This is a genomic window from Microbacterium sp. P5_B6 (assembly GCF_056400345.1).
In genome coordinates this window covers 1-3,539 of sequence record NZ_JBFULL010000052.1, presented here as the reverse complement: position 1 = coordinate 3,539, position 3,539 = coordinate 1, and the positions used below count along the sequence as shown (strand labels likewise).

The 3,539-nt window shown below is 61.2% G+C and carries 3 protein-coding genes; 2 read left to right on the top strand and 1 reads right to left on the bottom strand.

Translation table 11 applies throughout. The features are described from left to right. Together AC1DP3_RS18055 and AC1DP3_RS18050 are read left to right on the top strand one after the other, a co-directional pair. A partial coding sequence (locus AC1DP3_RS18055) for a hypothetical protein (protein WP_477295712.1) occupies window positions 1-349 on the top strand: 349 nt, incomplete at its 5' end. A 1-nt stretch (window position 350) separates the two neighbouring features. Then, window positions 351-1,334, top strand: a complete 984-nt coding sequence (locus AC1DP3_RS18050) for a nucleotide kinase domain-containing protein (protein WP_477295710.1) — start codon at window positions 351-353, stop codon at window positions 1,332-1,334. Window positions 1,335-1,400: 66 nt separating this feature from the next. Here AC1DP3_RS18050 and AC1DP3_RS18045 read toward each other — a convergent pair. Continuing rightward, a partial coding sequence (locus tag AC1DP3_RS18045; RefSeq protein WP_477295709.1) for a WD40 repeat domain-containing protein occupies window positions 1,401-3,539 on the bottom strand: 2,139 nt, incomplete at its 5' end.

Here is a 3,539-nt window from a genome sequence, read left to right as displayed (position 1 = left end):
GTTCGTGTACGCGGTCAAGCACCRCACGTTCCTGGCAGACGTCGAATCGAGCCCGGGGCTCGCGTCATGGAGCGACGGAGTGGAGGGGTTCGAGCGCGTGGTCGGACAGTACATGACCGGCGATGAGACCATCGATGTCGAAGCCGCTCGCAGCATGGTCATGGCCGCGTACCACCACGTAGAAGCACAGGTGGTGAGCGGCACGAACGATACCGCGGAACGAGCGGCAGCCGTGGAAGCGCTGGCGTCCTCGGCATGGATTCTCTTGGCGACGCTCGCCCGCAGGAACCCATGGGTCGTGCGTGAAGCTGCGGCCGAGCTTGCCAAGTTCGCGGACTGGAAGGAGTGACGTGGAAGGGATAGCGCCGAAGCCACGCAACGAGGTGTTCGACATCTTCTGGCAGTTCACCGCCGAGCGTCACCGTGTCTACGAACAACGGATCGCGGGCGAGCCTGGGCCATGGACGGACGACGCGATCCTGCGTCAGTACAAGTTCTGCAACGTCTACCGCGYAGCGGACCGCGTCTCCCAGTGCCTCATCAAGGAGGTCATCTACGTGGACGACGCGACTGAAGCTGAAGACCTGGCGTTCCAGATAGTGCTGTTCAGAACCTTCAGCAACATCAACACGTGGCGGTCCCTCGTCCATCATCTCGGGCGCAAGCCCGTCATCGACGACCTGCGCGGCAACGGACTCGAAGAGGCACTGAATACCGTCCGTGCCGAGAACAGCAGGCTGTACACGGGTGCGTTCATCCTCTGCGCGACAGACGCGTACGGCCGCGGCATCAAGCACCTCAACCACATCGAGCTGTTCCGCGACATGTTCGTCTTCCAGAACCTGCAGAAGCAGATCCTTGAGGCGTCATCCCTGCAGGACGTCTACGACGCTTTGCACCGGTTCCGACTGATGGGCGACTTCATGTCGTACCAGGTGGCGATTGATCTCAATTACTCCGAGTTGACCGACTTCTCCGAGAACGACTTCACGCAGCCAGGCCCAGGGGCGCTCCGCGGAATCAAGAAGGTGTTTGAGAGCACGGGCGGATACTCCCCCAGCGATGTCGTGCACTGGATGGTCGACCGGCAAGAGAAAGAATTTGCGGCCCGCGACCTGACTTTCAACGGTTTGTTCGGGCGGMCGCTGCAGGCTATTGACGTGCAGAACCTGTTCTGCGAAACGGACAAGTACTGCCGTGAGGCGTTGCCTGATCTGAAGAGCGCGCGTACACGAATCAAGGCCAAGTTCACACCCTCACCCGAACCACTAGACGCCTTCTTCCCGCCGAAGTGGGCGGTCGCGGCTCCGACGCTGGAAGCGATAGCTAGCTAAAAATGCAATCGGAATCCGGACCTGAATCTCGGCACTCAGTCACCCAGCGACAACGCTTCCGTATCGCTAGTCGCACGACAGGCTAGTCGGCGGTTCCTGACCAGTGAATCTCGTCCACTCCGCCTCGGTCAGATCGCGGCCGGCGGTCGTGCAGGCCATGGTGAGCCAGTGGTCGGGATTCAAATCGAACGTATACATCGTTCCGTGTTCTCCTGTGCCCGAAGCGTCGGCGTCGATCAGCGTGGCGAGGTGGTTGCCGTCCGGCGAGAATGTGATCGCCGGTTTGGCTTCCGAGATTGTGCCCGTAGGAAACGTCTGGAGAGTCAGACCAGTCGAAATGCTCGACAGCACGATCGACCCTTCAGTGTTGAAGCGAGCGACCAGATCGCCGTCGGGCGACACCGTCGTATACAGCGAACTCGACGCAACCGTGCCGAGCTTGACTCGACCGTCTTCGGACATGACGTGAGTCTCTACATCGTCAGAAAGGACGAGGTGGTCATCGTCGTACCGCGCCCGTGGCACCCCTTCCAGCGCGATCGGGTGGGAGGTCCCGTCGCGCAAGTCCGTAACCAAGACGGCTCCGGTCCAGCTCCCCGCTTCATCGAGGGCAAGGCCGACCCCGAAGTCACCGCTTCGCGAGATTGAATCGACCGCAGCACTGAACTGATTCATAACCTCGCCAGTTGTGGCGTTCAGTCGGAACACACGCCCGCCATACCAATTTGCGCTGATAATCAAGGTGTCGTTTTGCTGGACGTATCGCGCATCGGTGATCTCGATGCTCTGGCAGGCATGAACGGATGTGTCACACGCCTCGGCCAGATAGTCGACCAGGAAATCGACCGAGATGGTCGCGCGGGGTGCGTCCATCGCTCGGTTGTACAGTGCAATCCCGGATGGGCCTTGAAAGTAGGCTGTGTCGTTGTCCCGCCAGTCCAGGAACGACAGATTGCCTCCGCCAGTCCAGCTCCTCTCTTCGAGGTGGTACCAAATCGAGGAATCGACAGTTGAATCCGCTTCAATGTACGTCCCGATAGCCGCCGTGCCACCTTCGTTCAGGTCTAAGCTGGGCCCCCAGCCGGCCTCGGAGACAAAACCGTACTCAGTCTCGAAGGCCTGTTGAAGCGAGTCGCTCGCGGAGAGATTCCATAGGGTAAGTGTCGATCCGGTTGCGGAAGCGAGGCGTTCGTCGCCTGCGAATGCCAACACGCTGGAGCTGATTACCGTGCCGGCACCGTCAAGAACGCGCGTTATGATCGGCATTTCTGCCGCGCCGACCGTCTCGGAAATGTAAAGGCGACCAGAGTCCGCGACCGCCGTCAGTCCGCCGTCCGCGGAAACGGCAATCGCCGTTGCCGCCGACCCTACATAGGCACCAAGGCGAGTTGCGTTGCCGGTTTCCGTGCCCGCGGTAGTTGAGTAGACGTCAACGACCGCGTCGCCACCGTCCGCATTCCACATCAACCCCGCTACGAATCGACCCGCTGGGTTCATCACTGGCGCCAGGTAGCGGGGGGCGAATCCGCCGCCCGATGCCTGCGAGATGACCCCTGATCCGTCCAGACTCAGCCAGGTCGTGTTCATCCTTTCTCCGAGTCCCGAGTCGACGACGATCGTCTGATCGTCCGGGACCGCAAGCATCCCAACCTGTCTGGGGGCATYGGCGGGCACCTGCAGCKAGGCGTACGTTCCATCCGCGCCTGCCTGGACGACACCCACGGATGCGGCCGAATAGGCGATGGTATTGCCGGTGGGAGATACTGCGACGGACGCCACGGCTTGCTCTGGCAGGGCCCTTTGTTCTCCGTCGACCCAGTACGCCGCGTATACGCCGTGCTCCTGCTCGCCCCTCATCACCGCTTGCGCGACGATGACTGACCCGTCCTCATTGACCGAGAGGGATCCGATTGGGCCATCCAGTTTTCCCAATGTGAAGCTCGCTGGCTCGTCTAACTGCCACGCAGCTATTTCGCCGCTTTCGGTTCCAACGACAATCTTGGAGCCGTCCGCTGAAGGTGCTATCGCGGTGATCGATGCGCCGGCGTTGAACTGAGCTGCAGTTTCTGAGCTTGATCGCACGGTGCTCAGAAGGGCGGCACGACTTTGTGCACTATCCGACATTTTGAAGGCGCGCGCGGCCAGCAGGCGCGCGAGAGTCGGGTCGCTCTCGGTGAGGGATTGCGCCACGGCCGCGAGTTGCCC